We start from the raw sequence: 26,420 nt of genomic DNA, 5'->3' as shown, positions 1-26,420 counted from the left end.
ACGTCCGTCGGCAGAACCGGCTCGATCACCGCCCACTCTGCATCCGTCAGGTCAAACCGCGCCATCCTCGGTCCTCCATTCGAAGAACCAACGACGCCCCGACCAAACCGTGCCACCCGTTATGGGTTCACGACCTAGTCCCCGATCCCGAACAGCTTCTCGACGAAGTTGCGGTCATCCTTCGGCGCGGCCCGACGCGCCGGGGCCTGCTGGCGGGGCGCCTGGGCGGCCGGATCCCCGAAGATCTGGCCGAGGATGTCGGTCGGGGCGCTCGGCGCCGCGCTCGCCACCGAGGCGGTGGTCTCGGGCGGCGGCTTGCGCCAGCGGTTCAGGCCCGGCAGCGGCACCGGGTTCTGGCCTTTGAGCGCCTGGGTCATGTAGGTCTTCCAGATCTCCGCCGGCAGGTTGCCGCCGGTGACCTTTTTGGTCAGCTCGCCGTCGTCGTTGCCGAGCCAGATCCCAGTGACGAGGGTGCCCGAATAGCCGATGAACCAGGCGTCTCGGAAATCCTGGGTGGTGCCGGTCTTGCCCGCGAGCTCCCAGCCCGGGATGTCAGCCTTCTTGGCGGTGCCCGAGACGAAGGTCTCGTGCATCATGGCGTTCATCATGCCGTCGGCATTGGCGTCGATGACCCGGCCGAGGCCGTTGTCGGAGCGCTTGTACAGCCCCGTGCCGGCGGCGCTCTTCACCGAGGTGACCACGTAGGGGATCACCCCGGTGCCGCCATTGGCGAAGGCCCCGTAGGCGCCCACCATCTCCAGCAGGGTCACCTCGGAGGTGCCGAGCGCGATCGAGCCGTTGGCCTGGAGCGGCGAGGTGATGCCCAGCCGCTGCGCCGTCTGCACCACCGTCTTCGGGCCGACCTCCTGGCCGAGCCGCACCGCCACTGTGTTGAGCGAATGCGCCAGCGCCGTGCGCAGGGTGACCGGCCCGTCGTAGCGGTGGGAGTAGTTCTCCGGCGCCCAGTTGCCGATCCGGATCGGCGCGTCGTCCTTGACCGTTTCGGGAGTGGCCCCGTGCTCCACGGCGGCGAGGTAGACGAACGGCTTGAACGAGGAGCCGGGCTGGCGCTTGGCCGTGGTCGCCCGGTTGAACTGGCTCTGGGCGTAGTCACGCCCGCCGATCAGGGCGCGGATCGCCCCATCGGGCCGCATCGAGACCAGGGCACCCTGGCCGACATTGAACCGCGTACCCCTGGCGTTCAGCTCGTCGGTGAGCGCTTTCTCGGCCAGGGCCTGGAGTCCCGTATCCACGGTGGTCTGCACCGTGATGTCGGTGTCGAACTTGCCGACGTAATCGTCGAGCACATCCATCACGAGGTCGGCGACGTAGTTGGCCGAGCCGCCGCCGCGGGCGTTGGCGGGCCGGGCCGGCTGGGCCAGCGCCACCTTGGCATCCTGCGCCGGCACGAAGCCGAGTTCCTGCATGGCGGCGAGCACCTGCGCGGCCCGCGCCTGGGCGGCGGGCAGGTTGCGGTTCGGCGCCAGACGCGAGGGCGCCTGCACGAGGCCGCCGAGCATTGCGGCCTGGGCCAGCGACACCTCCTTGGCGGGCTTGCCGAAATAGCGCTGCGCCGCAGCCTCGACACCGTAGGCGCCGGCGCCGAAATAGACCCGGTTCAGGTACAGTTCGAGGATCTCGTCCTTGCTGTACTTGTGCTCAAGCCACAGGGCGAGGATCGCCTCCTGGATTTTTCGCGAGGCCGAGCGCTCGGGCGTCAGGAACAGGTTCTTGGCGAGCTGCTGGGTGAGCGTCGAGCCGCCCTGCGCCACGCCGCGCCGGGTCAGGTTCTGGCCGATCGCCCGGAGGATGCCCACCGGATCGACGCCGAAATGCTGGTAGAAACGCCGGTCCTCGATCGCCACGAAGGCCCGCGGCAGATAGGGCGGCAGCTCCTTGATCGAGACCACCCGGCCGCCGGTCTCACCCCGGTTGGCGAGCAACGAGCCGTCGCTCGCCAGGATGGCGATGTTGGGCGGGCGCTTGGGCACCGCCAGCTGGTCGATCGGCGGCAGCTGCGAGGCGTGGTAGGCGATGAGCCCGGCGATGCCGATCACCGCCCACAGGCCGAGCACCACGGTGCCGTAGACGATCCGGCCGAGCCACGAGCGCCGCCGCCGGCCAGACTTTTTTTGGGACCGGCGCGCCGTCGTCTTGGTGGGGGCCCGCGCCGTCTCGTCCGCTCGCTTGCCCACGCGCTCTCCTGTCCCGGCCCGGTCGTCCCGGGACAGGCGCAGGTCGAGTTCGCCGCGATCCCGGACGCGCCCTTCCGGCACGTCGAAATTCGGCTCCATCCTGCCCCGACCCTTGGCCATGCATCCCGTCTTCGAACGATCCGACACCGACGCGCGTGCATTGCGGTGCAGCCCGGTTACCGCACGCTAAATGCGGCGGTTTAGCGGGGAGGACGGACCTGACGATCGATCATCACCGCGCCTCGACCGCGATTGCGCTACGGATCGTCACCGTTTCCGATGGCGACCCTGGGGTCAGCTTGGGGCAACACGGTGTCCAACCGGTTAAGCGGATGGGCGGCCGACGGTGAGGCCGCCGCGCCGCGTCGGTGAGGACAGCGGCCATCTCAGGCGGTCAACGAAGGCAGCGCAGGACGAAATCCGCCCTCTCGCCGACCCCGACCTTCGGCAGAATGACCGTCTCGTATCCGAGCTCACCGTAGGCAACGCGGAGGCGATCATACTCGGCGATCGCAGCATCCAGGCTGTATCGGCGCTCGTTATCGAGACCGTAAATTTCTCGCCATGGAGGCGCCAGGAAAACCATGGCCTGATAGCGTTCGTGTTGGTCCAGAAGAGCGGTTTCACCGGTCGCATGCCGGAGGGCCACGGCCGCGTCTACGAAACCACGATCGAAGAAGACCCAGCCGTCCGACGCCGCCGCGTCCTCCCGGTCCTGGGAGGCCATCTCGATCGCTCGCTTCGCGAAGGCAGCGAGATCCGTCCAGGGAAGCGCGTGTCCTGCGCCGCGCAGTTCGTCCTCGACAATCCGGCGACCGGGCTCCGGTACGGTTTGAAATCCTCGGCGCGCAAGCTCGGCGAGGAGGCTGGACTTGCCACCGCCAGAGCAACCGGAAAGCACGATATGGCGCCGATAGGCCAGCCCGCTCGTCACAACGTCCGCCTCCGAGGATTCAAGGTTCGGTTGTAACCGGAAGGACCGACTCGCAGGAATCTACCGGGAACGGGCTTCCATGAGTTCGATCCGATTGCCGAATGGATCATCGACATAGCGACGCTCATAGCCCTCCAAGGGCTGGTCCTCCACGACAGGATAGCCGTGCGCCTGGAGGCGCGCGACAAATCCGGGAAGGTCTGCGACGACGAATGCGGGATGCGCCTTACGGGCCGGCAGAAACGGCGTCTCGACACCCAAATGGATCTTCAACCCCTCGCGCTCGAACCAGCATCCGCCTCGTGCGGCGAGATGGGGAGGCTTCGCGACCCGGGGAATGCCGAGCATGCCAGCATAGAAGGCAGCTGCGCGGTCCTCTTCGCCGGCTGGCATGGCCAGTTGAACATGATCGAGACGCAGGACAGGCATGGCGCATTCCAAGAACGGGGAGCCGGATCCGATGATCATCCGGCGCATGCTACGTCTGCTTGAGGACAAGCCGGAAGCTCTTTGAAACGTCTTGGAAGCTGTTCAAACGAAGCGGGTGGGGGATTTGCGACGGTCGCGTTTCAGGTCTTAATCGGCGCTGCAAACATGCCAGGGCAGATCGGAAACCGAATCCATGTTTCGACCGCCATCGAACGCCCTGCGCAGGTTTCGCAAAGGGGTCCTGCGGTTCTGCGTCCACAACCTGCGATCCAGCACGACGCTGAGCGCGCGAAGCGCGGGCGGGCCGACGCGAGGCTGCTTGGCAAGCGCCGCCTGGCATCGAACGCTCGCCAGCCGGCTCCCCTGCGCTGTGGTGGGGCTCGCGCTCCTCGGCGCACCGGCGGGCGCGGCGGACGACACCGCCCTCTGGACGGTCTACGAGACCGCCTTGAAGCGCGCGAAGTACGTCGATCTCACCTATACCATCACGCCCTCGATCCCGGTCTGGGCGGGCTTCGGTCCCTCCACGTTCGCACCGGCGCAAGCCGGAGCCGACCTCCCGGATTTCGCGAAGCGGGGCGAGGCCTTCACCTTCGAGAAGAACGGCTTCGAGGCGACGCAATACCGGCTCGCCACCGATCAGCTCGGCACCCAACTCGATCCGCCCGCGCATTGGGCGCCTGAATACCCCGCCATCGACGAGCTTCCTCCGACCTACGCGGTGCGTCCGCTCGTCGTGATCTCGATCGTGGATCCCGTGCGGGCGGACCCGAACTACGCGCTCCAGGTCGCCGACATCGCGCGTTGGGAGGCGGCCCACGGCCGTATCCCTGAGGGCGCCGTGGTCTTCGTGCGCTCCGACTGGTCGAAGCGCTGGCCGGACCCGGCGCTTGCGACCCTGAAGCAGTTCCCCGGCGTCTCGCTCGCCGCACTCAAGTTCCTGCACCTGGAGCGCAAGATCCTGTTCCACGGCCACGAGCCGCTGGACACCGACTCGACGCCCACGCTGGAGGGCGAGCACTGGCTCATGCACAACGGTTACGCCCAGGCGGAGGGCGTCGCTCATCTCGACCAAGTGCCCGAGGTCGGCGCGCTTGTCGCGATCGGCTATCCGAAGTTCGGCGGCGGCACCGGGGGCTACGCGCGCTACGTCGCCATCTGTCCGCCGGACTGGCCGCATGGCGTCGCGATCGGCTCCGCCGATGCGCCGCTGCCCAAATCGGACAAACCCCTGCACTTCGATCCGGCGGCGGGCATGCGGATCCGTTGACCCGCCGCCATCGCCGAGCGTCCGCGATCGGTTATGCGATGCATGGGGAACTCCGTTCGATGGCGGCCCCCGTCCGGACGGCGGATTCGCGTCGGGCATCCCGTTTCATGCTCCGAAATCCCGTCCTGGCTCGACCCGCTGCGGGGGGAGGAAACGGGCCTGGGCCCGGCCGGGTGTGCGCAGAACGCTTCGCTGCGCGTCCCGCCCGATGGCGGCTCTGGGCAATCGGCCCCTCAACCGGCCGCCGTCGGATCCTGGCCCAGCACCCGCCGCGCCTCGGCGAGCAGAACCGGATGCCGGACCGATTGCGGGCCGGAATCCGGCGTCTCGCGGCCGAGGCGGGCGATGCGCGCCGTGAACAGCTTCCGGCGCAGGCCGAACCGGCCGATGCTGGCCGTGAGCGCCAGCAGGACGACCCGCACCGCCTCGGTGCGCTCCCGCTCGTGCACGATCTCGGTCTTCAACGCCTCCTCGCGTTGCAGGGCCGCATCGAGTTCGAGGCGGACGACGGCCCGGCTCGCCTCGTCCCGGCGGGCGGTTTCCAGCTGGAGCCGGCATTCCTGCAGCGCGCTGAGGATCATGAGCTCCTGCGCCGACGCATCCCGCATGGTGTCCTCCCGGCGCGCCTCCCGGTGGACAACCCGGCGCGCGCCCGATCCCTGTCACAAAAGCTTCGACCTCGGCCTGCGACCGCGTGCGGACCGTCATGGGTTCGCCATACCGGTGCCGGGCTCTAGCCGGAAGCCACCGCGCCGCGATATCGAGGCCGCGCTCATCGGTAAAAAAGGGATCGACGACGTGCGTTGCAGGATTGCCGTGGCCCTGGGGGGCCTCTTGCTCGGTTCGGTGCTGGTGGGGCCGGCGTCGGCGCGGGTCGAGCAGCTCGACACGGTGAATCTGGTCGCCTGCGCCCAGGATGGCGGGGTCTGCCGGATGCCCTACCCCACCAACGTCTATTACGGCGTGCCCGGCAAGACCAACGGCCGGCCGTTTCCGCAGGGCGGCATGGTCCCGTGCAACAGCCAGACGTTCGGCGACCCCGCCCCGGGCCAGCCGAAGAGTTGCTGGTACGCGCCGCGCCTGAGCGAGACCCGCGGCGGCGGTGTCGCCCCCCGGGACCGCAACGACGATTACGACGACCGCCGACGCGACGATTATCGGCGGCGCGACGACGACCGCTACGGCCGGGACTACGACCGCCCGCGGCCGCGCCGGTCCTACGACGACGATGACGACGTTCCGCGGCGGCGCAGCTACCGGGACGACCGGGACGAGTATTGATCGTTTTGCGGCCCAAAACAGTCGCCCCACCATATCCGGGCTGTTAACCACCCTCCGGCATCGTCCGGTCTGCGAGCCATGGCGTCGCGGGCCGGGTGGAGAGAGCGATGACGGAGGATCGCCGCGGGGCATTCCGCAAGAATGCGTTCACGTTCGGCACGCTGCTGCTCGCCTGCGGCGAAGTCGGCTGCCTGGTCTGGGACGCGACCGAGACGGGCGCCCAGATCGAGGTCGAGAGCGATCAGGCGGTGCCCGACCGCTTCCCGATCCGCCTCACCGATGGCGCCGATCCGCGGCCGGCCGCGGTGGCGTGGCGGAAGAGCCGTCGCATCGGCGTCGCCTTCGAGGGCTGAACCGCTCGCTCACGTCGTCGCCAGGGTGGAGCGCGAGCGCGGCCCGGCCGCCAGCCGGAACAGTTTTGGGCGCACGAACAGCAGCTTGAGTGGCGTGTCCCGCACCATCCGTTCCAGGGCCAGCGGCAGCAGCAGGGCCGCGGCCATCACGATCAGGCCGGCGAGGCCGATATCTGGGACGAGCCCAGTGCGGACCAGGACTTCCCGGATCGCGGCCATCGGTAGCGAAAAGGCGAGATAGATCACGATCGAGCGCCGGCCGCAGGTCCGCAGGGCCTCGGCCACGACACCGCCCGCCCGTTCGATCAGCGCCGCCGCGACCACGATCGCCAAAGCGCCGGCCGCCCCGAGGGCGAGGCTGACCAGCGGCAGGGTGGCGAGGGTCGGGTAGACCGGGCTCCCGGCCGGCGTCAGGGCGAGCCAGCCTTCCAGGATAGCCCAGGCGGCGAGGCCGCCGAGCGCGAGGCCGACATGCCGGCGCGCCACGTCGGCCAGGGCGAAGATCCGGCTCGCGAACAGGTAGCCTGCAACGAAGTAGACGTAGCGGCCGCAGAATTCCTCGATCAGGGTCGCATCGCTCCGGATGTCGGCGATCTGCAGCAGGGCGGCGCCGCCGAGCAGGAGCGCCCCCGGGCACCGGCGCAGGGCCTTGGTCACCACCGAGAATACGGCCAGCAGGTAGACGAACCACAGACTGGAATACGGCTCGACCAGCGCATGGGCGAGATGCGCGGCGAAGGCCCCAGGCCCGGATTCGCCGACGATGCTGCCGTAACGGGCCGCCGATTGGATCACGAGCCAGAGCAGGTAGAAGTACGCGAAATGCACCACCCGGCGGTCGGCGAACAGGCGCCAATCCCGGTCTATGACCCGGCCCAGGAACAGGCCGGACAGGAGGAAGAAATCCGGGACCCGGAACGGCTTGGCGAAGGCCACCACCGGGTGGAGGAACCCCTCCCCGCCCATCGCGGCGCCGGTGCCGATGACGGAATGCATCATCACCACCAAGAGGATGCAGATCCCCTTGGCGACATCGACCCAGGCCAGCCGGCCGTCCCCTACCCCGCCCATCGTTCAACTCCGCGACCGAGGCGAGTGTGGAGCGGCAAGGTTGACGGGGCTGCATGCCAGGCCGCGGAACCTGCGGACGTGCTGAGCGCCGGGTAAACGGCCGGCTCAATCCCGGCGCCGGCCCGTCCGGCGATCGCGGGTCATGCGGGTGGCGGCGTGGAAATCGTCGGGCTTGCCGCGGATCCAGACCAGGAAGCGCGCGATCTCGGGATCGGCCCGCAGCGCCTCGACATCGGCGAGGCGCTTGGCAATCTCGGCCTCGCTGTAGCGGGCATGGATCGCCGAATGGCAGATCTGATGCAGCCGCACCGTGCCCTGGTGGGTCCCGCCCTTCAGCTTCGGGGTGAGGTGATGCAGGCTGGAGCGGGCGCGCGGCGGGATCGGCCGGCCGCAGAGCGGGCAGACCGGATCCGCCCGGGGGGCGGCGCCCGGCATATCCGGATCGTCGGCGTTCCAGCGCCGGGAGCGGCGTCCGACCAAGCGATCCCTCCTTCCATCCCGATCAGGGCACGGCGCTGTCCGCAGCGAGACAGGCTGGCCCGACGCGCCCGCGAAACGCCGCCTCGGCCTCGCGGTCCCGGATCCCGAAGATCGAGACGTGGTCGCCCGGGATAAGCGCGAACCGCGCCCGGGGTCCCGCCGCCGCGGCCAGCGCCCGGGCGAGCTTGGCCGGCACCACCGGGTCGTCTTTGCCCTGGACGATCAGGACCGGCTCGGTCCCGCCGCGGATGCGCAGGTCCGAGCGGTAGGTGTCGCGCAGGAGCCAGGACGGGGCCAGCGGGACATGCAGCCGCACGGTGTGGGTGAGGGAGTCGAACGGCGCTTCGAGATAGAGCCCGACCGACGCGATACGCTCGGCCATCGCCACTGCGACGGCCGCTCCCAGGGAATGCCCGTGCAGCAGGATCGGCGCGCCCGGCGCACGCGCCATCGCGGCCGCGATTGCCGCCAGCCCGTCGCGGATCAACCCGTCCTCGCTCGGCGATCCGGTCGAGCCGGGATAGCCGCGATAGGCCGGCGCCAACACGCCCCAGCCGGCCGAAAGCCAGGGATCGGCGGCGAAGCGGGCCGCATGCGGCTCGGGCCGGGAGCCGTTGCCGTGGAAGCTCACCACCACCCCGCATCCCGGCCGCGGCGCCCGCCACAGGGCGAACAGCCGCTCGCCATCCTCGGTGGTCAGGGTGATCGGCTCGGTCCCGGGCGGGGCAAACCGGTCGCCTGCCGCCTCACCGGCCCAAGCCGCCCCCGGATAGATCAGCCGCCGCTGGAACACGGCCAGAGCCACCAGCGCGGCCAGATAGACCAGGGCCACGATGGCCAGCAGCAGAAGTAGGATGCATTTTTTGGGGATTAGGCTGAGAGACTTGGATAGCCGCGTTTCGCCCATCTTTAGGAGGCGAGGCCGATCGGAGGCTGGGCAGCCGTGCGTTTTCGGCGATGCTTCGTTTGGCGATCCGCTCAAAGCCCTGCACCGAACCGCGCGATCCTGTCAGCCCCTCCCCGCACCACAGCATTGACAAACCCTTTGACGGGGCCGAGTCTTGAACCGTTCCGAGGGGGGCCCTGTAGAGGGCTGAGATTGGGCACGCTGCCCTGACCCTTGAACCTGATCCGGCTCATACCGGCGGAGGGACGGGAACCTGCGGCTGCATGCGTGCGGCCGGATCTCATCTCAGCCATCGCGTGGTCCGGAGCGCTCCAACACGAGGAGAGGCCCACGATGAACGCACCCGTTCTCCCCAAGGACGTGAAAGGCAGCCCGGAGACCGTGACCACGGGTCCGGTCACCGGATCGCGCAAGGTCTATGCGAGCCCGGCCGGGCGGTCGGATATCCGCGTGCCCTATCGCGAGATCGTCCTGTCCGATCCGAAAGAGGAGCCGGTGCGGGTCTACGATCCGTCGGGCCCCTATACCGAGACCGACGCCCGCATCGACCTCACCGCCGGCCTGCCCGGCGTGCGGGAGCCCTGGATCGCGGCGCGCGGCTACACCGCGGTCGAGCCCCGGGCGGTCAAGCCCGAGGATAACGGCTTCGCTGGCGACAAGCTCGTGGCCCCCTGCCCCGCCGCCCGCACGATCCGCAAGGCCGGTCCTGGCCAGATGGTGACGCAGTACGAGTTCGCCCGCGCCGGGATCATCACCGAGGAGATGATCTACGTCGCCCACCGCGAGAACGCCTGCCGCGACGCGATGCTGGCCGGCGCCGAGGCGACGCTCGCCGACGGCCAGAGCTTCGGGGCCTCCGTGCCGCCGTTCATCACCCCCGAATTCGTGCGCGACGAGATCGCCCGCGGCCGGGCGATCATCCCGGCCAACATCAACCACACCGAGCTGGAGCCGATGGCGATCGGCCGGAATTTTCTGGTCAAGATCAACGCCAATATCGGCAACTCGGCGGTCACGTCGTCGGCCGCGTTGGAGGTGGAAAAGCTGGTCTGGTCGATCCGCTGGGGCGCCGACACGGTCATGGACCTGTCCACCGGCCGCAACATCCACAACATCCGCTCGTGGATCATCCGCAACAGCCCGGTGCCGATCGGGACCGTGCCGATCTACCAGGCGCTCGAGAAGGTCGGCGGCGATCCGCTCAAGCTCGACTGGGAAGTGTTCAAGGACACGCTGATCGAGCAGGCCGAGCAGGGCATCGACTACTTCACCATCCATGCCGGCGTGCGGCTGGCCTACGTGCCGCTGACCGCCCGGCGGGTCACCGGCATCGTCTCGCGCGGCGGCTCGATCATGGCGCGCTGGTGCCTGGCCGGGCACCGGGAATCGTTCCTGTACGAGCATTTCGACGAGATCTGCGACATCATGCGGGCCTACGACGTGTCGTTCTCGCTCGGCGACGGCCTGCGCCCGGGCTCGATCGCCGACGCCAACGACGCCGCGCAGTTCGGTGAGCTGGAGACGCTCGGCGAGCTCACCAAAATCGCCTGGGACAAGGGCTGCCAGGTGATGATCGAGGGCCCCGGCCACGTGCCGATGCACAAGATCAAGGTCAACATGGAGAAGCAGCTGCGGGAATGCGGCGAGGCGCCGTTCTACACCCTCGGCCCGCTGACAACCGACATCGCCCCGGGCTACGACCACATCACCTCGGGCATCGGCGCCGCCATGATCGGCTGGTTCGGCACCGCGATGCTCTGCTACGTCACCCCGAAGGAGCATCTCGGGCTCCCGGACCGGGACGACGTGAAGACCGGCGTGATCACCTACAAGATCGCCGCCCACGCCGCCGACCTCGCCAAGGGCCACCCGGCCGCGCAGCTGCGCGATGACGCGCTCAGCCGTGCCCGGTTCGACTTCCGCTGGGAGGACCAGTTCAACCTGGGCCTCGATCCGGATACGGCCCGCCGCTACCACGACGAGACCCTGCCCAAGGACGCCCACAAGGTCGCGCATTTCTGCTCGATGTGCGGGCCGAAATTCTGCTCGATGAAGATCACGCAGGACCTGCGCGCCGAGGTGCTGGCGATGGAGGAGGCCGGCGAGGTCGTGGGCGCTGCACCCGCGATGTCCAAGGCCGAGGCCGAGGCTGGCATGCGGGCGAAGTCGCAGGAGTTCCTGGCCGAAGGCGGCAAGCTCTACATCGACGCGGCCGAATGAGGAGCCGGCACGCCCCGTCCGCTCAGGACGTGGGCGTGCCGCATCCGGCGCCGCCGCCGCGCGGAGCCATGATCGCGATCGCCGAGTCCGGCTCGGCCCCGTAGGCATCGTAGAGCGCCGCGAGCATCAGTTCGGCGGCGATGCCGACATCGGGAGGATCTCCGAGGATGACGGTGCGTGAGAAATTTTCCCGGGCGTCGGCCTGAACAAAGTGGAGGGCGTGGAGGGCCGCCTGGGATCGGGGGTGAAGCTGAAAGGCCGGCTGCCCGGGTGCGCCAGGGCCGTAGGCGCCCGACGAGGCTTCGCACAGCATCGCGGTATCGAAGGGCTGGAAGATGCACTGGACGTAGTGCATCGGCCGATCGCGTAGCGCCACGACGATGAAGCGATCACGCGACGTTTCGATGGGTCCGCGCCGATGGATCGCGTCGAGGCGCGCCACGACCTCGCAGCGATGCTGCCGGATGAACGCCTCCCGGGGTGATAATCCTGATCGCGCCTGCACGCTGCCCGCTGGTGCCTCGGCAAACGCCGCAACCAGAAGCGCCATCGCCATTCGGGTCCAGCGCATGGATACCTCCGGACGCGTGCCGTGCCCCGTGGCGCAACCGCGACACGGATCGCCCCATCCGCGCGGCACGAGGGATCAAAGACCGGACGAATCGCGAAATGACGCCTTTCCGGTAACGGGATCTTCATCGCGACTTGGGCTACCGCGCAACCATCCCCTGCGCCGACGGGCGCCGTTAACGGACGCTTAGGCGGCAGAACCGCTGAATCCCTCGATCACAGGATCGCAGGAGATCAGCCATGGATATCCGTCCGCTCAACGCGACGACGCCGGGGCCGCAGGGTCTCGAATCGCTCGCGGCGTCGGCCGCCCCGGCCGCCACCCAGGAAACGACGCCGGCCCAGGCCGCCACCGCGCCGCTGGAGCCGGCGGTCAAGCTCGACATCGCCCCGACCGGCGACAAGGCGCGCTACATCCAGGATCCGGACACGAGCTCGATCGTGTTCCAGGTGGTCGACTCCCGGTCCGGCAACGTCGTCGAGCAACTGCCCAGCGAGACGGCCCTGCGCAACCGGGCCTACGACGCCGCCCGCGAATCGCACGCCGCCGCGGGGAACCTGTCCCGGATCGCCTGAGCCCCCCGCTCAGGCCGAGGCGGCTCCATTGGCCCCAGTCCGACCTGGGAACACGCAGCCATACGGAAACCGAAAAACCGTGTTTGACGGACTCGTCGGTGGGCTGCTAGATCGCTCTCGTACACGGGCGCACGGAGCACCCGCGAGGCCCCGGCCTCGTGGGCGCGAGACTACCGCACCGGCCGTGTCCGCGGGCGTAGTTCAGTGGTAGAACGTCAGCTTCCCAAGCTGAATGTCGTCGGTTCGATCCCGATCGCCCGCTCCATCTAACTGTCCCAAATTATTATGGAAAAGCGCCTTCCGGAGGGCGCTGCTCCGCTCCTTGATACCCGGTCAAAACCGGGTCGAGGGGCGTTTTACCCGTGCATTCTCCCCCTCAAAGTCCTTCTCACGGCCTTGCTGCCAGCCGGCCGAGCGAGCCGGCCTACCTCGTTTGGCGGAATCGGCCGGGCGGTGGGCTCGGTTAGAGTCCTCGTCCGTACGGAGCCGCTGGCGCGGGCGCTCGGAAAGTCTGGGGCTGGGTGCGATGGCGGTTCGGCGAGACATGGCGGGCTTCGGGCCGGGGGGGCGCGCGCCGCTGGCCTGGCTTCCGCTCGATGGCCCTGGCGACATCTCCGGCCGGCAGGCGGCCCGCCCCGCGCGGCGGCGCCGTCGCGCGGAGGCGCTGCCGCGGCTCGGGGCCGCAGCGATCCCCTGGATCCTGCTGATCATGCTGGCGCCGGTGAGCGGCGAGCAGGTCCAGCTTCCGGGGCTCGATAAGGCGATCTGGATGGGCGCCGATCTGGCAGCCCTCGCCTTCCTGGTCCTGCGGCGCGATCTCGCCAGCACCCTGTTCGGGAGCCGGCCGATCATCCTGCTCTGGCCCGCGCTCGCCATCCTGTCAGCGGCTTGGTCCCTGACCCCGGGCATCTCGGCCTATCACGGCCTCCAGCTGCTCGCCACAATCGTGGCCGGCATCGCCCTGCGCGCCACGGTGGGACTGTCCGGGGTCGTCCGGATCGTGTTTCTGGGGCTTCTCGGGGGGCAGATCCTGTCGGTCGTGCTGGGGGTGGCCGCGCCCGGCATGACCCGCGGCCTCAGCGGGGAATGGTCCGGGGTCTACTCGCACAAGAACGTGCTCGGGGGCCTGATGAGCCTCCAGCTGCTCTGCGCCGCCTCCCTGTTCCTGCAGGGCTGGAACCGGGTTCTGACGGGCGTGGCCTTCCTGGGGGCTCTGGCGCTGCTCGCCTCGTCTCATTCCGCGACCGCCCTGATGGCCGGCGTCCTGGGGCTTGCGCCGCTCAGCGTCATCATGGCGTGGCGACAGGGAAACCTGGTCACGGGCTTCTGCCTGGGCGTCGCCATCGCACTCGCGGGCATCGGCGTCCTGGTCGGCGCGAGCTACGGGGCGGATCTGTCCGCCAGCCTGCTCTCCGATCTCGGCAAGGACACGACGCTGACCGGCCGCACGATCCTCTGGCAATTCGGCATCGACCAGTTCTGGCGGGAGCCCGTCATCGGCATCGGCTACAAGGCCTATTGGGAGAGCCCGATCACGACCGCGCCCTACCTGCACTTCACCACCAAGCAGAAGGTCTGGTTCTTCCATAACAACTTCATCGACATCGCGGTCGCGTTCGGAACCGTCGGCCTGCTCGTCTTTTCTGGCGTGATGCTCGATACGGCGCGCCGGGTCATCCTGCACTTCGCCCGATCGCCGGGCTATATCGAGGCTTGGCCGATCCTGTTCCTGGCACAGCTCAGCGTCCTCATCTGTTTCGAATGCCCGCTCTTCGTGAATCACGGGCTGCATCAATTCTTGTTGGCAGCGATCCTGCCGGTCCTGCGGACCCGGCCGGAGACCTGACGGCGCGCTGATCCAACCCCGGTTCACGAGGCTGCGCCGGCAAGATCTTTCCTGCGCACGCAGCCGAGCCAGGCGCCGGATCTTGCAAGAGAAGACCGACTTTTATGTTGACCGGATCCTGTCGCCGGCACGGCGTCAGCACGAAGACAATCGCATTTCGAACACTCCGACCCCAAACCTGTCGATTCGGCAGATCCGGATTGGAAACTATCGATACCGCATCGGCATACCGGTCGATACCGGACAGGCAATTTCGACGTATGACGATTACTGATTTTTCGCGCTAAAATATCTTGCAAAATTGTTAACTTCTGCACAATATCGTCCATCGAAGGTTGGTGCGATGTGCTGCATTGCAATATCCGTCCCGCGGTTCCGCGAGAGACATGCCTATATTACCCGGCATCTCCATACGATCTGGGGGCCGGACTTCGAGATTCTGGGCATCGACGGGACGGTGGCCGGTCGGGACGCCGCACCGGATTCCGGCCTGAGCCCAGGCCAGGTTGGTTGCGCCCTCTCCCACCTGGCGGCCTATGAGTCGATGATCGCCCGCAAGCTGCCCTGGGCGCTCATCGTCGCGGACGACGCGGTGCTTCCGCCCGACATCCACGACATCCTGGTCCGGGTCGAGGCGACCCTGCGCCGGGGCGACGTCGTCCTGCTCCACAATCGGCCGCAGCATCGCGCCGCGTTCAGCACCGTCGATGCCGTCTCGATCGGCGATTACCGGCTATGCCTGCCGATGAGCATGGGCGGGCTCGGCGCGAATGCGGCCTACGTGATCACCCGGCAGGCGGCGGAAGGCATCCTGGCGGCGAACCGCCCGGTGGTTGCGGCTGCGAACGATTGGGGCTTCTTCTACCAGCGTCAGGCGATCAGCCGGGCGCGGGTGATGTCGCCGAACCCCGTCGCGCTCAAAGCCTTCGAAGCCCCGATCTTCTCATCCGGATCGAAAGGCGGCCGCGGCCTCATGGCCGGCGGCCGATTGCTCCAGCCGCTGTGGGCCGCCAGCCGCAAATTCATGAGCGCGCGGATGACGGGAAAAACGACCTTCGTGGACGAAGCCTCGCCTTACGGGACCATGTCACCGCAATAGCGGACAGAACCGGTGAGAGTCTGTTTGACGCGTCTTTCCGACCCGCGCCCTCATCCTGAGGAACCCGCGCCAGCGGGCCTCGCAGGAGCCCACCAGAGGCTCCCGCGATCCCTGGCGGGCTCCTTCGAGGCCGAGCGATCTTCGATCGCCCGGCACCTCTGAGGAGAGCGATTCGGAGATCCGTGGCTCCGAACCGTCTTCCGACCGAGATCGCGACGTCAGACTCGCTCTGAAGCGCGCCGCCTCAGTTCAGCTTCTTGGTCAGCCGCAGGCAGAGGATGCCGGGCTTGTCCGAGCCCGGAAACGGGTGCCGGTCGGTCAGGCTGCCGTAGACGTTGTGGTCGTCCCGGATCCCGAACACCTCGCTCCGCTCCACGGAAAACCCATCGAACTTGTCGACGATGTCCAGGCCTAGCAGGTGCGGCTCGGTGACGGTCGGCGGATGATTGATCTCGACGATCAACAGGATCGTCCCGCCCGGTGCGCAGACACGCTTCAGCTCGCCGATCGTCTGGTCGACATCCTCGACGTGATCGAGGGCATTGAACATGGTCACGACATCGAAGCGGCCGTTCGGGAACGGGATGCTCTCGCTCGGCGCCGCGACGTAGCGCATCTGATGACGCCCGCGATTGAGCTTCACGTAGGAATCGGCCAGCGGGTCGAGGCCGACGCGCTCCAGGGCCTCGGTCGCCCATTCCAGGCTGCCGACCGGGCCGCAGCCCACGTCGATAACCCGTTTGCCGGCGTAGAACCCTTGGTCCAGGCCGAAGAACGACGTGTAGAACGGGACCAGGTGGGCATTGTAGAAGCGTCCCTTCGACTTCCACAGGGTCTTGCGCCAGAAGGCGAGTTCCACGAGTTCCTTGATGGACGACCGCAGGGCAGGCCGATGGGCCAGAAACCGGCCCGCGCTCTGCTTGATGACCAGCATTCCGTATCCTCCTGCCTTGAAATCTCTTGGTTCCAAAGGTTTTTCGATTGCGAAACCGGAGCGATTGTTCTCGATCGTCCGAGACCGCCGTCGTCATGGTCAGCGGATCGCAAGCGTAATCGCGCATTCCGGACGCCCATGGCCCGTCACCGACCACGAGAGCGTGCCGAGCCAATCTCGCAGGACTCCCCTCGGCCGCGCAGGCTATCCATTCGGATGAGCGCGGCGAGACTGACGAGGTAGTCCGAGCCAGCCGCGTGGCGGCCAAGAGCAATCCGGTTCGAGTCTGGATTTGCCGGAGCGGGGACATCGGCTCGAAACACCCGCGACAACCGAAAGGCGTATCCCGCCTCCTCCGACTTTGCCTGCTGGCCGGCCGCGAACCGTGGCAATTTGGCTGCCGACATGCGGACGGGTCGAGGCCGGCCCGACGGTCCAGCCGTCCCGGCGTCCGCCGCGATCCCCTGGCAGCGAAGAGTGACGATGATCCGATCGCTTTCGAGTTCAGCTCCGGACGGAACGCTCTCGCTCCAGGAGACCCGGCCGTCCGGCCCGGTCTCGTTCGCGGTCGCGCGGCCGTATCTCATCGTGCTCGCGCAGACCATCGCGCTGCTGATGGTGCTCAAGCTGTCCCGGGTCATCGACGAGCGGAACAACTTCTACATCATCGTGCTCCCGCTGCTGCTGTCCGCCGCGATGGTGCGCCGGACCTATGCCGCCTCCGACAGAGCCGCCATCCGGCTACTGCAGCTGATCGGCGTGATCTCGGGGGCCTATGCGCTCGTTCACTACCCGCTCTTCCCGGTGGTCGAGCAGGGCTTCAAGGCGACGATGACGCTTTGGGCCATCGTGGTTCTCTGGGTCGCCGCCGTGGCGTCCGGGATCCTGTGCCTGCGCTGGCCGTCGCTCGGAGCCGTGGGAGCGTCATATCTGGTCTGGAGCAAGCTTGCCGTCATCCGGGTGACCGGGCTCTGGCACGGACACATCATCGACGTCGTGCCCCTCGCCGAGGTCAGCTTCTGCCTGCTCGCCGGCCTCGCCGTCATCGCGCTGACGGAGCGCGTGAGCGCCCGGCCGGGCCTGGGCGGCTCCGCGACGAGCGACACGGCGATCGCCAGCGCGCTGTTCTCCAAAATCCTGATCGCGGCGGCGATCAGCATCCATCTCGGGAACTACTATTCGTCCTTCCTGGCCAAGGTGACGCTGGATGCCGGCCCGACCTCCTGGCTGCTGACGAACGACCCCGGCAAGCTGTTCAGCGTCGGCCTCGACAACAACCACGTGTTCTACGCGAGCTGGTCCTGGCTGGTGGCGGGCATGCGGGCGATCCTGAGCCATGCCGGGCCGGTGACGAACGCGTTCATCCTGCTCGGACAGGGCGCGGCACTGGTGGGCATCCTGATGCCGCGACGCTGGCTCGTGGTCCTGCTGCTCGGCTTCGACGCGATGCACCTGTCCATCGTGGCCGTCATGGGGGCCAATTTCGCCCCGTGGATCCTGCTGAACCTGGCGATCGGCGCCGTGGTGGTCAGCCGCCACTACCAGCGGCCGCCGCTCTTGGTCGGGCTCTTCTCGGTGCTGTTCATCCTCACCGACAACAGCTTCATGACCCAGGCGCGGCTCGGCTGGTACGACACTGCCGCGAACAACAAGATGTACTTTCAGGCGGTCGATAAGGACGGCGGCCGGCATTACGTCCCGACGAACTTCTTCACCTTCTACTCGTATCCCTTCGCCCACATGGCCTATGGGTCACCGGACGCCGAGACCGCCTTCGCCCTCGACAACCCGAATGGCGGAACCCAGGTCTACCGCAAGGTGCTGGCCTCGCAGACCTGCGACGTGCCGGTCCTGACCGCCCGGGACGATGGCGGGCAGGAACTGTCCAAAAACGAGATCGACCGGCCCGCGGTCGACGCCTATATCCGCGGCTATCACAGCCTGGTCAGCCGGATCGCCGACACGCTCGGGTCGTTTCCCCACGCCTTCTATCCGCATCACTTCTTCGTCCCGCTCCAGCACGGCGCGAGCTTCGACGGCGTGCCCCTGCGCGATGTCGTCGCCTATATCTACCGCCGCGAATCCGTCTGTCTGAGCCTGCAGGACGGTCTGCCGGTCCGCCGGGTGGTGTCGGAAGCCGAGCACCGGATCGATCTGAAGCCATGACCGACGCTGCCCTCACGGTCGTCTATGACGGCGAATGCCCGTTCTGCAGCAACTACGTGCGCCTGATGGCCCTGCGCCGCTCGGTCGGCGCGGTGGCGCTGATCGATGCGCGGGAGGGCGGCCCCGTGGTCGAGGATCTTGCCCGGCGCGGCTATGACCTCAACAACGGCATGGTCGTGCGGCACGGCCAGACCCTGTATTACGGCGCGGATGCCCTCGTGCTGGTCTCGACCCTCAGCGAGGACCGGGGCGCGGTCAGCCGAACCCTGGCGCGACTGCTGCGTGACCCGTCCCGCGCCCGCCTGCTCTATCCGGTGATGAAGCTCGGACGCCGCGCGACCCTCGCCCTGCTGGGCCGCAAGCTCATCGCGCAGGCGGATCCCGGGCTGCCTCGATAGGCGGACGGCTGCGGCGCTGGCGCAGACGACAGGATTTGCCCAGCGCGTTCGCCGGGCACGCGCCCTCCCCCGCACAGGCTACGTTGTTCACACATCGGCTTGCGAAAGCCGCCACGCGCCCCCTCTCCCGTGCGGGAGAGGGGACCCGCGCCACATCCGGGGATGTGGGAATCCGATAGTCCGCAGAGGGGGGAGGGAAAGCGCGTGTCACCGACCGTTGTCCTCTTCCGTCGAAGGTGCGTGGACATCGTTGCGCGCACGAGCAGCCTGCCGCACCTGTCGCGCCGCCGACACAGCGCTCTCGACTTCCGATCGTAGGCGGTGTGGAAAGAACCGATTCGGTCGCCATGCACTCCGGGCGGCGGTGCAGCAGGAAGGGGACGAGTCCGTTGGCCAGCGTGGACCTGAACTCCGATCTCGGCGAGGGCTACGGCGCCTACGCCTGCGGCGACGATGCCGCGATCCTCGGCATCGTCACTTCCGCCAACGTCGCCTGCGGCCTACACGCGGGCGATCCCGAGATCATGGCGAGCACCTTCGCGCTGGCGAAAGACCGCGGCGTGGCGGTGGGCGCCCATCCGGGCTTCCCCGACCTCTGGGGCTTCGGACGCCGCCGCATGCCGTTCACCCCGCCCGAGATCGAGCGGCTGGTCGCCTACCAGGTGGGCGCCGCCCAGGCGCTCGCAACGTACGCTGGCCACCGAATCACGTACGTGAAGGCCCACGGGGCACTCGCCAACCTCGCCGCCGAGGATCGTGCGGTGGCCGACGCCATCGCCAAGGCGGTCCGGGCGGTCGACCGCGACCTGGCCCTGCTCGCCATCGCGCTCACCGCGCAAGTTGCGGCCGGCGAGGCTTGCGGCCTGGAAGTCCACCAGGAGATCTTCGCCGACCGCGGCTATACCGAGGCTGGGCTGCTGATTCCGCGCGACCAGCCCGGCGCCCTGATCACCGAGGCCGACGCGGCCGCCGAGCGGGTGCTGCGCATGGTCGAGGGCGGGGCGATCCTCACCGCCTCGGGCCAAGCGCTGCCGACCCCGATCCGCTCGATCTGCGTCCACGGCGATTCCGCCCACGCGGTCGCCACAGCCCGGGCGGTGCGCGCCCGGCTGGAGGGCGCCGGCGTGACGCTGGCGCCGTTCCGGACATGAGCGAGGGCGAGCCCCGGCTGCTCGATTCCGGCGAGGCGGCCCTGGTGATGGAGTTCGGCAGCACCGTCGATCCCGCGATCAGCGACCGGGTCCTGGCGCTCGACGACGCCCTCGGCGCGGATCCGCCCGAAGGCCTGCGCGAGCGCGTGCCGACCTACCGCTCGCTGATGCTCCACTACGATCCGCTGGTGCTCGACCGGGAGGCGCTGGCCGAGCGGGTCCAGACGCTGGTCGCCGGGGCCGTGGCGCGGGCCGGCACGCCGACCCTGTGGACCCTGCCCTGCTGCTACGACGCCCCGCACGGGGAGGACATCGCCCAGGTCGCCGAGCGTACCGGCCTGTCCCCCGAGGCGATCGTGGCGACCCATGCCGGGGCGACCTACCGGGTCTACATGTACGGCTTCGCGCCGGGCTTCGCCTATCTCGGCGGCCTGCCCAAGACCCTGGCGGTGCCGCGGCGCGCGAGCCCCCGGCCGCCGCATCCGCGCAATGCCGTGGTGATCGGCGGCGGCCTCGCCGCGGTGGCCACGGTACCGATGCCGACCGGCTGGTACGTGATCGGCGCGACCCCGGCCCGGCTCTACGCCCCGGAGCGCGAACAGAGTTTCTTCATCGGCGCCGGCGACCTGATCCGGTTCGAGCCGGTGGACGTCACGACCTTCGACGCCCTGACGGCCCGGGAGGCGGCCGGCGAGCCGGTCGCCCGCCGCGAAGAGGCCGTTCGATGACCGCCCTCGTCATCGAATCCGCCGGGCCCGGTGTCACGCTGCAGGATGGCGGCCGGCACGGCTACCTGCGCTACGGCATCACGGCCGCGGGCCCGATGGATCCGCTGATGCACGCCACTGCCAACCGGGCGGCGGGCAATCCCCTCGATGCCACCACCATCGAGGTCTCCACCGGCGGCCTCACGGTCACGGCCGAGGGCGGGCCGCTCGGGATCGCCATGGTCTCCCGAAGCTTCCGGATCACCCTCGACGGGGCCGCCCTGCCTGACGCGGTGGCGCTGACCCTGGAACCCGGCCGGACACTGACGGTGCGCGCGGGCGCATCCGGCGCCTGGGGCTACTTGGCCGTGCAGGGGCGCATCGACGTGGCGCCGGTCCTCGGATCGACCGCGACCCACACCCGCTCCGGCCTCGGCGGCCTGGATGGGCGGGGGCTGGCTGCCGGCGACCGCCTCCCGGTCGCCGAGCCCCGCGCCGGCGAGGTCTCGCCACACCGTCTGATCGCCCCCTGGCTCGTCCGGAATCCCGAAACAATCCGGGTCGTGCTCGGCCCGCAGGACGATTATTTCGCCGCCGACCAGATCGATGCTTTCCTCGCCGGTCCCTGGACCGTCTCGCCCCGCGGCGACCGCATGGCTTGTTTCCTCGACGGCGCACCGCTGACCCACGCCAAGGGCCACGATATCGTCTCCGACGGCGTGGCGATGGGCGCGATCCAGGTGCCCGGCAACGGCCTGCCGATCATCCTGATGGCCGATCGGCAATCGACCGGCGGCTATCCGAAGATCGCGACGGTGATCGGGCCGGATCTCGGGCGGCTCGCCCAGGCGCAGGGCGGGACGCGGTTGTCGTTTCGGAGCGTCACGGTTGCCGACGCGGTGGCGGCCCGCCGGGCCGAGCGCGACGCCCTGCGCGAGCCTGTGCCGCGCGATCCTGTGGTGCGCACGGATTTCGCCTCGGATTTCCTGCTGGCGCTCAACCTCGTCGATGGCGTCACCGACGGAGGCGCCTGACTGTCTGCACGCAGGGGTAGTCCGCTGCGCCGCGCAACCGCGTAAGATGCCGGGCCGCCTGATTCCGGCGGCCAAGATTCCAACCGAGAGAAAGCCTTCCCGCATGGCGCACGCCGTCACCGCTTCGGGCACGCCCCCCGTCCGCAGCAATGAGCCCCTGAACGCGGACGGCGTCCGCCGCGCCCGTGTCGATCTGGCCGCCTGCCTGCGCTGGGCCGCGCGCAACGGCCTCGAAGAGGGGATCTGCAACCACTTCTCGGCGGTGCTGCCGGAGCGGCCGGACCTGTTCTTGGTCAATCCTTACGGCCTGGCCTTCGCCGAGGTGACCGCATCGAGCCTGCTGCTGTGCGACTTCCACGGCAACGTGGTGGAGGGCGATGGCCAGCCGGAGGCGACCGCCTTCCACATCCATGCCGAACTGCACCGGCTGAAGCCCAACGCCCGGGCCGCGTTCCACACCCACATGCCCTACGCCACGGCGCTCGCCATGCTCGAAGGGCAACCGCTGCTCTGGGCCGGGCAGACCGCCCTGCGCTTCTACGGCCGCATCGCGGTGGACGAGGATTACAACGGGCTGGCGCTCGATTCCCGCGAGGGCGAGCGGATCGCCCGGAGCGCCGGCGAGGCCGATATCGTGTTCCTGAAGAACCACGGGGTCATGGTCCTGGGCGAAACCATCGCGGAGGCCTGGGACGATCTCTACTACCTGGAGCGCGCCGCCCAGGCGCAGGTGCTCGCCATGAGCACGGGCCGCACCCTGAAGGTCGTCCCCGAGGAGATCGTGAAGCACGTGGCCGCCCAGGAAGCCGCCGGCCGCGCCGAGAGCGCGCGCCTGCACCTCGAGAGCGTCAAGCGCGTGCTCGCCCGGGACGAGCCGGCCTTCCTGGCTTGATCACGGCGCCGCCCGGATCCGCTCCAGCAGGGCGGCGTCCGCGTAGCCATCCGCCGGCAATCCCTGCGTGCCCTGGTAGGCCCGCAGGGCCGCCCGGGTTTTCGGGCCGATCTTGCCATCGACGCCGCCGGTGGCATAGCCGCGCTCGGTCAGCCGGGTCTGGAGGTCGCGGCGCTCGTCCCCGGTGAGCGGCCGGTCGCCCCGCGGCCAGTCCCGCGACAGACCCGGATCGCCGCGCAGGCGGTCCGAGAGCTGCGCCACCGTCAGGGCATAGGCGAGGGCCGTGTTGTAGCGCAGGATCACCGCAAAGTTCGGCCGGAGCAGGAAGGCGGGTCCGCGGATCCCCGCGGGCAGGATCAGGGTCGCCTGCGCGGTCTCATCCGGGATCGGACGGTCCCGGGTCGGCTTCACGCCGAGGTCCCGCCAGGCGGCGAGGCTCCGCGGCGTGGTCTCGTCGGCGAGTGCGGCGTCGAACCCCTCCGGCAGGACCGCCTCGTAGCCCCAGCCCTCGCCGGGCCGCCAGCCATGGGCGCGCAGGTAATTCGCCGTGGAGGCGAGCGCGTCCGTGGCCGAGGTCCAGATGTCCCGCTTGCCGTCGCCGTCGAAATCGACCGCGTTCTGCTGGTAGACGGTCGGCATGAACTGGGTGTGGCCCATGGCGCCGGCCCAGGATCCGGTCAGTCCGCCGGGCATCTTGTCGAGGGGCGCCTCGTCGCGGGCGAGGATCTGCAGGGCGGCGGTCAGCTCGTCGCGCCAGTAGGCGGCGCGGGTGGGATCGCCGCAGCTCAGGGTCGCGAGCGAGCGCACCACCGGCTTCACCACAGACAGATTGTCGAGCACGGTGCCGTAGGTCGATTCCACGCCCCAGAAGGCGACGAGGGTGTAGCGGTCGACGCCGTATTTCGTCTCGATCGCCGCGAGCGGCGTCGCCAGCTCGGCGAGCTTGCGCTGCCCGGCCTCGATCCGGGCCGGCGTGATGCTAGCCTCGATATAGTCCCAGATCGGCCGGACGAACTCGCCCTGGTTCCGGGTCGCGGCCAGCACGTCCGGATCGGGCTCCAGGCTGCCGAGCTGCGCCTGCGCGATGGCCTGCGGCACGTCATGCGCCGCGGCCCAGGCGATCAGATCGGTGCGGCAGGTCTCGAAAGACGGGGTCGGCACGGAGGGCGGGGCCGCCTCCGGTGCCGCCACGGCCAGCCCCGGAGCCAGCGCCAGGGCTGCGATCCCGAGCCTGAGGGCGCGAAGCCCCGTATGCCTGCCTTGCCGCGATGGGGAAGCCGACATGATGCGATCGTCCATCGGCGTCTCCGGCTCCAAGCCTGACATGTGGTCGAAGCGCGCCGCGCCGTCATTGCGAGCGAAGCGAAGCAACCCAGGGCCGCGCGCGATCTCCGAATGTCGCGTTTCCCTGGGTTGCTTCGCTACGCTCGCAATGACGGCGAAAGGTCGAGCGGCCGAGCGATCAACCCAGCTGTCTTATCGGCCGAGCTCGGCGGTTTCCAGGGATCGGCTGCCGGAGCCCGGATGGGTTTCCTCCACCAGGCGCCCTACTTCCGTTCGGCGATATCCGGCGGAGACCCCAACGTGAAGCGACCCGCCCGTGCAGCCCTCGGCATCGCAGCGTTATTCATCGCCAGCCCGGCCTGCGCCCTGGAAGTCACCCGCAGCCGGGATATCCCGGCGCCGCCCGCGGCGATCTGGGCGCTGATCGGCGATTTCTGCGCCATCGGGTTGTGGCATCCGCAGGTCGAGCGCTGCATCCTGTCGCGCGAGGACGACGATGACGGCATCCGGGCGCAGATTCGCGGCGTCGTGGCGAAGGGTGGCCTCGGCACGATCGTGGAGGTCGAAACCGCCCGCGACGAGGCGGGCATGAGCTACAGCTACAGCTTCATCCAGGGTCCGCTGCCGGTGCGGGCCTACAACGCCACGCTGGCGGTCCGCCCGAACGGCGCGGGCTCCACGGTGGTCTGGACCGCGACCTTCGACGCAGAGGGCATGAGCGACGCCGAGGCCCTCGCGGACATCACCGGCGTCTACGACGCGGGCCTCGCCGGCATCGCCCGCGAGGTCGCCAAGTAGGCGGCGGAGTAGGCGGCGGAGTAGGCGGCGAGCCCGATCGGCGAATCTCGCGCGTCTCGCAAAAAAAGCTCGCCTCGGCGCGCATCCTTACCAATGTGGGGGCCGTCGGCGGACCCGATCGGCCGGCCGATTCCCGGAGGTCGTGTTCATGGCAGAGCCCCGCATGCGCCGTCACCGCCACGCCAAGATCGTCGCCACCGTCGGTCCCGCGAGTTCCGCGCCCGACCGGCTGCGCGCCCTGTTCCTCGCCGGGGTCGACACCTTCCGGCTCAACTTCAGCCACGGCGTGCAGGAGGACCACGCCAAGGTCCACGCTTCGATCCGCGCCTTGGAGCGGGAGGTCGGCCGCCCGATCGGGATCCTGCAGGATCTGCAGGGTCCGAAGATCCGGATCGGCACGCTGCAGGGCGGGCGCCAGGATCTCGTCGCCGGGGAGACGATCCGTTTCGTCCTCGAAGGGGCGGAGGGCGACAAGCAGGCGATCCCGCTCCACCACCCCGAGATCTTCGCCGCGGTGGTGCCAGGCCAGGAGCTCCTGATCGACGACGGGCGGGTGCGTGTGCGGGTCGTGGGGCCGGAACGGGATTCGATCACCGCCGAGGTGGTGACCGGCGGCCCGATCTCGAACCGCAAGGGCGTCAACCTGCCCGGCACCCTGCTCGACCTGTCGCCGCTCACCGAGAAGGACCGGGCCGACCTCGCCTTCGGGCTGGAGCTCGGCGTCGACTGGGTCGCCCTATCCTTCGTCCAGAAGCCGTCGGACCTGATCGAGGCCCGCGGGATCATCGGCGACCGGGCCGGCATCATGTCGAAGATCGAGAAGCCGCAGGCGCTGGAGCGGATCGACGACATCATCCGGCTCTCCGACGCCGTGATGGTTGCCCGCGGCGATCTCGGCGTCGAGATCCCGCACGAGGACGTGCCCGGGCGGCAGAAGGAGCTGATCCGTGCCTGCCGGCTCGCCGTGAAGCCGGTGATCGTGGCGACCCAGATGCTGGACTCGATGGTCAACGCACCCGCCCCGACCCGCGCGGAGGCGTCGGACGTCGCCACCGCGATCTACGACGGTGCCGACGCGGTGATGCTCTCGGCGGAATCGGCCACCGGGCAATATCCGGTCGAGGCCGTGTCGATGATGGACCGGATCATCCGCAGCGTGGAGGGTCACAAGCTCTACCACTCGATCGTGGCCGCCTCGGAGCCCGGCGAGGAGGAGACGCCGCCCCACGCGGTCGCCACCGCCACGGCCGATCTGGCCGAGGCCGTGCGCGCCTCCGCGATCGTCACCTACACCACCAGCGGTACGACGGCGGCCCGGGTCGCCCGCAAGCGCCCCGCCGCGTCGATCCTGGCGCTGACCCCGAGCCTCGCGACCTCGCGGCGCCTGTGCCTGCTCTGGGGTGCCCACAGCGTCCACACGGACGATGTCGATTCCTACGAGGAGATGACCGCCAAGGCCTGTCAGCACGCGCAGGACGAGGGCTTCGCCCGGCCGAACGACATCATCGTCGTCACCGCCGGCATCCCGTTCCACACGATGGGGAACACCAACAACATCCGGCTGATGCAGATCTGACGCCGCGAGCCGCGGAACGTCGGCCGCGCATCGCCCGTTAATGGGCAAGCTGCGCCGTTTTGGCGCGAACGCGCGGAGGGACCCATGAGCCTGATCGGACGCATCGTCACCAAGCTTCTCGGCAACGAGAACCGCCCCATCGACCGCGACGACCGGAACGCCAGCACCGCGACGCCGATCGGCCGCTTGGTCACCAAGATCCTGGGCAAGTAACCAGACCGATCGCCGCGCCCCCATCTGGGGCGCGGC

At 69.0% G+C, this 26,420-nt stretch carries 26 protein-coding genes, 1 tRNA gene and 1 riboswitch; of the genes, 17 read left to right on the top strand and 10 right to left on the bottom strand.

What is annotated here, in order from left to right; all coding sequences use genetic code 11:
• Positions 1–134: 134 nt before the first annotated feature.
• The 3 genes from MKL20_RS18605 to MKL20_RS18595 all read right to left on the bottom strand — a co-directional run bounded on the left by MKL20_RS18605 (position 135) and on the right by MKL20_RS18595 (position 3,558).
• The gene (locus MKL20_RS18605) at positions 135–2,315 is read right to left on the bottom strand and encodes a transglycosylase domain-containing protein (protein WP_244037909.1); all 2,181 of its coding nucleotides are present in this window, start codon (positions 2,313–2,315) and stop codon (positions 135–137) included.
• A 274-nt stretch (positions 2,316–2,589) separates the two neighbouring features.
• Positions 2,590–3,129, bottom strand: coding sequence for an AAA family ATPase (locus MKL20_RS18600; RefSeq protein ID WP_244037908.1), 540 nt, complete (start codon positions 3,127–3,129; stop codon positions 2,590–2,592).
• Positions 3,130–3,189: 60 nt separating this feature from the next.
• On the bottom strand, positions 3,190–3,558 hold the full coding sequence (locus MKL20_RS18595) for a VOC family protein (protein WP_244037914.1): 369 nt from the start codon (positions 3,556–3,558) through the stop codon (positions 3,190–3,192).
• 319 nt (positions 3,559–3,877) lie between these two features.
• Between MKL20_RS18595 and MKL20_RS18590 the strand changes: the two genes are divergently transcribed.
• Positions 3,878–4,828 (top strand): cyclase family protein, encoded by a 951-nt coding sequence (locus MKL20_RS18590; RefSeq protein WP_244037907.1) that lies wholly within the window; start codon positions 3,878–3,880, stop codon positions 4,826–4,828.
• A gap of 233 nt (positions 4,829–5,061) precedes the next feature.
• On the opposite strand, the gene MKL20_RS18585 is transcribed toward MKL20_RS18590, so the two are convergent.
• Positions 5,062–5,436: an ATP-dependent helicase gene (locus MKL20_RS18585; RefSeq protein ID WP_244037906.1), complete on the bottom strand. Its 375-nt coding sequence runs from the start codon at positions 5,434–5,436 to the stop codon at positions 5,062–5,064.
• 190 nt (positions 5,437–5,626) lie between these two features.
• On the opposite strand from MKL20_RS18585, the gene MKL20_RS18580 reads away from it, so the two are divergent.
• Positions 5,627–6,109 (top strand): hypothetical protein, encoded by a 483-nt coding sequence (locus MKL20_RS18580; RefSeq protein ID WP_244037905.1) that lies wholly within the window; start codon positions 5,627–5,629, stop codon positions 6,107–6,109.
• Positions 6,110–6,216: 107 nt separating this feature from the next.
• Complete coding sequence (locus tag MKL20_RS18575) at positions 6,217–6,462, top strand: pilus assembly protein PilZ (RefSeq protein ID WP_243965836.1); 246 nt, start codon at positions 6,217–6,219, stop codon at positions 6,460–6,462.
• Between the two features lie 9 nt (positions 6,463–6,471).
• On the opposite strand, the gene MKL20_RS18570 is transcribed toward MKL20_RS18575, so the two are convergent.
• The 3 genes from MKL20_RS18570 to MKL20_RS18560 form a co-directional block, all read right to left on the bottom strand.
• A complete protein-coding gene (locus tag MKL20_RS18570; protein WP_244037904.1) occupies positions 6,472–7,533 on the bottom strand; it encodes an acyltransferase family protein in 1,062 nt (353 codons plus the stop codon).
• Positions 7,534–7,638: 105 nt separating this feature from the next.
• Positions 7,639–8,013, bottom strand: a complete 375-nt coding sequence (locus tag MKL20_RS18565) for an HNH endonuclease (RefSeq protein WP_243965834.1) — start codon at positions 8,011–8,013, stop codon at positions 7,639–7,641.
• A gap of 22 nt (positions 8,014–8,035) precedes the next feature.
• Positions 8,036–8,920 carry an alpha/beta hydrolase gene (locus tag MKL20_RS18560; protein ID WP_244037903.1) on the bottom strand — a complete coding sequence of 295 codons (885 nt, stop codon included), beginning with the start codon at positions 8,918–8,920 and terminating at the stop codon, positions 8,036–8,038.
• 157 nt (positions 8,921–9,077) lie between these two features.
• A riboswitch (TPP riboswitch) is annotated at positions 9,078–9,183 on the top strand.
• Positions 9,184–9,253: 70 nt separating this feature from the next.
• Between MKL20_RS18560 and thiC the strand changes: the two genes are divergently transcribed.
• Positions 9,254–11,140: a phosphomethylpyrimidine synthase ThiC gene (thiC, locus tag MKL20_RS18555; RefSeq protein WP_244037902.1), complete on the top strand. Its 1,887-nt coding sequence runs from the start codon at positions 9,254–9,256 to the stop codon at positions 11,138–11,140.
• A 22-nt stretch (positions 11,141–11,162) separates the two neighbouring features.
• Here thiC and MKL20_RS18550 read toward each other — a convergent pair whose 3' ends face one another.
• Entirely contained in the window at positions 11,163–11,582 is a 420-nt protein-coding gene (locus MKL20_RS18550) for a hypothetical protein (protein WP_244037901.1), read from the bottom strand.
• A gap of 368 nt (positions 11,583–11,950) precedes the next feature.
• Between MKL20_RS18550 and MKL20_RS18545 the strand changes: the two genes are divergently transcribed.
• The 4 genes from MKL20_RS18545 (at position 11,951) to MKL20_RS18530 (ending at position 15,231) form a co-directional block, all read left to right on the top strand.
• Positions 11,951–12,286, top strand: a complete 336-nt coding sequence (locus MKL20_RS18545; protein WP_244037900.1) for a flagellar protein FlaG — start codon at positions 11,951–11,953, stop codon at positions 12,284–12,286.
• 190 nt (positions 12,287–12,476) lie between these two features.
• Positions 12,477–12,551: transfer RNA gene (locus MKL20_RS18540), tRNA-Gly, on the top strand.
• A gap of 261 nt (positions 12,552–12,812) precedes the next feature.
• Complete coding sequence (locus MKL20_RS18535) at positions 12,813–14,132, top strand: O-antigen ligase family protein (protein WP_244037899.1); 1,320 nt, start codon at positions 12,813–12,815, stop codon at positions 14,130–14,132.
• Between the two features lie 457 nt (positions 14,133–14,589).
• Positions 14,590–15,231 carry a glycosyltransferase family 25 protein gene (locus MKL20_RS18530; protein ID WP_244037898.1) on the top strand — a complete coding sequence of 214 codons (642 nt, stop codon included), beginning with the start codon at positions 14,590–14,592 and terminating at the stop codon, positions 15,229–15,231.
• Positions 15,232–15,475: 244 nt separating this feature from the next.
• Here the strand turns inward: MKL20_RS18530 and MKL20_RS18525 are convergent, their stop codons facing one another.
• The gene (locus tag MKL20_RS18525) at positions 15,476–16,165 is read right to left on the bottom strand and encodes a class I SAM-dependent methyltransferase (RefSeq protein ID WP_244037897.1); all 690 of its coding nucleotides are present in this window, start codon (positions 16,163–16,165) and stop codon (positions 15,476–15,478) included.
• A 483-nt stretch (positions 16,166–16,648) separates the two neighbouring features.
• Between MKL20_RS18525 and MKL20_RS18520 the strand changes: the two genes are divergently transcribed.
• The 6 genes from MKL20_RS18520 (at position 16,649) to MKL20_RS18495 (ending at position 22,513) form a co-directional block, all read left to right on the top strand.
• Complete coding sequence (locus MKL20_RS18520) at positions 16,649–18,331, top strand: hypothetical protein (protein ID WP_244037896.1); 1,683 nt, start codon at positions 16,649–16,651, stop codon at positions 18,329–18,331.
• Positions 18,328–18,729, top strand: a complete 402-nt coding sequence (locus tag MKL20_RS18515) for a DCC1-like thiol-disulfide oxidoreductase family protein (protein WP_244037895.1) — start codon at positions 18,328–18,330, stop codon at positions 18,727–18,729. Before MKL20_RS18520 ends, MKL20_RS18515 begins: the two co-directional genes overlap by 4 nt.
• A 389-nt stretch (positions 18,730–19,118) precedes the next feature.
• Complete coding sequence (locus tag MKL20_RS18510; protein ID WP_244037894.1) at positions 19,119–19,880, top strand: 5-oxoprolinase subunit PxpA; 762 nt, start codon at positions 19,119–19,121, stop codon at positions 19,878–19,880.
• Positions 19,877–20,608: a 5-oxoprolinase subunit B family protein gene (locus tag MKL20_RS18505; RefSeq protein ID WP_244037893.1), complete on the top strand. Its 732-nt coding sequence runs from the start codon at positions 19,877–19,879 to the stop codon at positions 20,606–20,608. The genes MKL20_RS18510 and MKL20_RS18505 overlap by 4 nt, the downstream gene beginning before the upstream one ends.
• A complete protein-coding gene (locus MKL20_RS18500) occupies positions 20,605–21,621 on the top strand; it encodes a biotin-dependent carboxyltransferase family protein (protein ID WP_244037892.1) in 1,017 nt (338 codons plus the stop codon). The genes MKL20_RS18505 and MKL20_RS18500 overlap by 4 nt, the downstream gene beginning before the upstream one ends.
• A 103-nt stretch (positions 21,622–21,724) precedes the next feature.
• Positions 21,725–22,513, top strand: coding sequence for an aldolase (locus tag MKL20_RS18495; RefSeq protein ID WP_244037891.1), 789 nt, complete (start codon positions 21,725–21,727; stop codon positions 22,511–22,513).
• Here MKL20_RS18495 and MKL20_RS18490 read toward each other — a convergent pair whose 3' ends face one another.
• The gene (locus tag MKL20_RS18490) at positions 22,514–23,812 is read right to left on the bottom strand and encodes a lytic murein transglycosylase (RefSeq protein WP_244037890.1); all 1,299 of its coding nucleotides are present in this window, start codon (positions 23,810–23,812) and stop codon (positions 22,514–22,516) included. It lies immediately after the preceding gene.
• Between the two features lie 285 nt (positions 23,813–24,097).
• Here MKL20_RS18490 and MKL20_RS18485 point away from each other — a divergent pair, with 285 nt between their 5' ends.
• The 3 genes from MKL20_RS18485 (at position 24,098) to MKL20_RS18475 (ending at position 26,384) form a co-directional block, all read left to right on the top strand.
• Positions 24,098–24,595, top strand: a complete 498-nt coding sequence (locus MKL20_RS18485; protein ID WP_244037889.1) for an SRPBCC family protein — start codon at positions 24,098–24,100, stop codon at positions 24,593–24,595.
• Positions 24,596–24,758: 163 nt separating this feature from the next.
• Positions 24,759–26,171: a pyruvate kinase gene (gene pyk, locus MKL20_RS18480; protein WP_244037913.1), complete on the top strand. Its 1,413-nt coding sequence runs from the start codon at positions 24,759–24,761 to the stop codon at positions 26,169–26,171.
• 84 nt (positions 26,172–26,255) lie between these two features.
• The gene (locus tag MKL20_RS18475; protein ID WP_007561257.1) at positions 26,256–26,384 is read left to right on the top strand and encodes a hypothetical protein; all 129 of its coding nucleotides are present in this window, start codon (positions 26,256–26,258) and stop codon (positions 26,382–26,384) included.
• Positions 26,385–26,420: the final 36 nt, after the last annotated feature.

Origin of the sequence: Methylobacterium sp. E-066 (assembly GCF_022829635.1) — a bacterium.
Lineage (GTDB): Bacteria > Pseudomonadota > Alphaproteobacteria > Rhizobiales > Beijerinckiaceae > Methylobacterium.
This window is presented reverse-complemented; position numbering and strand designations above follow the sequence as displayed.

Bases quoted from the DNA above. Each gene is read 5' to 3' on its own strand.
- MKL20_RS18605 (WP_244037909.1), bottom strand. From the start codon at position 2,315: ATGGCCAAGGGTCGGGGCAGGATGGAGCCGAATTTCGACGTGCCGGAA.
- MKL20_RS18595 (WP_244037914.1), bottom strand. From the start codon at position 3,558: ATGCCTGTCCTGCGTCTCGATCATGTTCAACTGGCCATGCCAGCCGGC.
- MKL20_RS18585 (WP_244037906.1), bottom strand. From the start codon at position 5,436: ATGCGGGATGCGTCGGCGCAGGAGCTCATGATCCTCAGCGCGCTGCAG.
- MKL20_RS18575 (WP_243965836.1), top strand. From the start codon at position 6,217: ATGACGGAGGATCGCCGCGGGGCATTCCGCAAGAATGCGTTCACGTTC.
- MKL20_RS18570 (WP_244037904.1), bottom strand. From the start codon at position 7,533: ATGGGCGGGGTAGGGGACGGCCGGCTGGCCTGGGTCGATGTCGCCAAG.
- MKL20_RS18560 (WP_244037903.1), bottom strand. From the start codon at position 8,920: ATGGGCGAAACGCGGCTATCCAAGTCTCTCAGCCTAATCCCCAAAAAA.
- thiC (WP_244037902.1), top strand. From the start codon at position 9,254: ATGAACGCACCCGTTCTCCCCAAGGACGTGAAAGGCAGCCCGGAGACC.
- MKL20_RS18545 (WP_244037900.1), top strand. From the start codon at position 11,951: ATGGATATCCGTCCGCTCAACGCGACGACGCCGGGGCCGCAGGGTCTC.
- MKL20_RS18535 (WP_244037899.1), top strand. From the start codon at position 12,813: ATGGCGGTTCGGCGAGACATGGCGGGCTTCGGGCCGGGGGGGCGCGCG.
- MKL20_RS18525 (WP_244037897.1), bottom strand. From the start codon at position 16,165: ATGCTGGTCATCAAGCAGAGCGCGGGCCGGTTTCTGGCCCATCGGCCT.
- MKL20_RS18520 (WP_244037896.1), top strand. From the start codon at position 16,649: ATGATCCGATCGCTTTCGAGTTCAGCTCCGGACGGAACGCTCTCGCTC.
- MKL20_RS18515 (WP_244037895.1), top strand. From the start codon at position 18,328: ATGACCGACGCTGCCCTCACGGTCGTCTATGACGGCGAATGCCCGTTC.
- MKL20_RS18505 (WP_244037893.1), top strand. From the start codon at position 19,877: ATGAGCGAGGGCGAGCCCCGGCTGCTCGATTCCGGCGAGGCGGCCCTG.
- MKL20_RS18500 (WP_244037892.1), top strand. From the start codon at position 20,605: ATGACCGCCCTCGTCATCGAATCCGCCGGGCCCGGTGTCACGCTGCAG.
- MKL20_RS18495 (WP_244037891.1), top strand. From the start codon at position 21,725: ATGGCGCACGCCGTCACCGCTTCGGGCACGCCCCCCGTCCGCAGCAAT.
- MKL20_RS18490 (WP_244037890.1), bottom strand. From the start codon at position 23,812: ATGGACGATCGCATCATGTCGGCTTCCCCATCGCGGCAAGGCAGGCAT.
- pyk (WP_244037913.1), top strand. From the start codon at position 24,759: ATGCGCCGTCACCGCCACGCCAAGATCGTCGCCACCGTCGGTCCCGCG.
- MKL20_RS18475 (WP_007561257.1), top strand. From the start codon at position 26,256: ATGAGCCTGATCGGACGCATCGTCACCAAGCTTCTCGGCAACGAGAAC.